General features: G+C 62.7%; 1 protein-coding gene and 1 pseudogene. Both read right to left on the bottom strand.

The annotated features are described in order from the left end of the window. Nucleotides 1-853: FAD-dependent oxidoreductase (locus EN914_RS35705; RefSeq protein WP_127389701.1), on the bottom strand; the 853-nt coding region annotated here is incomplete at its 3' end. 116 nt (nt 854-969) lie between these two features. Then, nucleotides 970-1,318, bottom strand: a pseudogene (locus EN914_RS35700) (gamma-glutamylcyclotransferase); the annotation flags it as partial.

Here is a 1,318-nt window from a genome sequence, read left to right as displayed (position 1 = left end):
CGCCACCGATGACGACGACGCGGCGACCAACCGGCAGGCCGGAAAGGTCGCTGGCCTGGCGCAGCTCGGCAATGAACTCGACCGCGTTGATGACGCCGTCAGCGTCCTCGCCATCGGCACGCAGCGCATTGACACCGCCAAGGCCCATGCCGAGAAACACCGCGTCGTAATTGCGGATCAGATCCGACAGCTGATAGTCGCGGCCGAGCGCCTTGCCGTTCTGGATGTCGATACCGCCGATCGCGGTCACGTAGTCAACTTCGGCCTGGGCGAAATCGTCGACGCTCTTGTAGGCGGCGATGCCGTATTCGTTGAGGCCGCCGGCCTTCGCGCGCGCCTCCAGGATGGTCACGTCATGGCCGTGGCGGGCGAGCCGGTGCGCGGCGGCAAGGCCGGCCGGCCCGGCGCCGACCACGGCGACCGTCTTGCCGGTCGGCTCGGCGCGCGGATAAAACTGCTTGTTCTCGCCCATGGCGACGTCGGTGGCGTAGCGCTGCAGGCGGCCGATCTGCACCGGCTTGCCTTCCGCCACCTCGCGCACGCAGACTTCCTCGCACAGCGTCTCGGTCGGGCAGACGCGGGCGCACATGCCGCCCAATATGTTCTGGTCGAAGATGGTCTTGGCCGAACCGATCGGATTGCCGGTCGAGATCTGGCGGATGAACAGCGGAATGTCGATCGAGGTCGGGCATGCATTCATGCACGGCGCGTCGTAGCAGAAATAGCAGCGGTCGGATTCGACCAGCGCCTCGTGGTGGTCGAGCGGCGGGTGCAGGTCGGAAAAATTATCCGCATACTGGTCGGCCGAGAGCCTGCCGCCCGCAATGCCTTCCCTGAATTGGCCTTCTGGCATCGTCAGTTCCCCATGTTTTCTTAGAAGGCTAGCACGTTTTATTTTTTTATCAATTGGTCAATTTTCGACGCAAGTCCCTGAAAAGGCTCGGCAATAACATGATTTTTTTACTCATATTATTGCGACTGCGGTCGGGCTTGCAGTGCGAGCGAAAGGCCAGGCTCAAGCTTGCGGCCATGGATGGCCCTGACCTCCTGCGCCACCAATTCCTGCAATCGCCACAGATTGCGGTCGCGGATGCCGAATGCTTCGAGATGGCTGACCGTGTTGTAGAGATATTCGGCGCCGGATCCGATATGCCCGCAGGCTCTGGCCAGCACGCTCGCCACTCTGTCCAGCGGCTGGTTCAGCGACGTTCCCCTGCCCTTCACGCCGACCCAGAAGCCGAGCGCGCGCAGCTTACCCTGCGGCGTATGCACCGGCAGCCAGCGAACCGTCTCGATGCTTTCATGGTCGCTGATCTCG

It is taken from the genome of Mesorhizobium sp. M7A.F.Ca.CA.001.08.2.1, assembly GCF_003998455.1.
In the GTDB taxonomy this organism is placed as follows: Bacteria; Pseudomonadota; Alphaproteobacteria; order Rhizobiales; family Rhizobiaceae; genus Mesorhizobium; species Mesorhizobium ciceri.
This window is presented reverse-complemented; position numbering and strand designations above follow the sequence as displayed.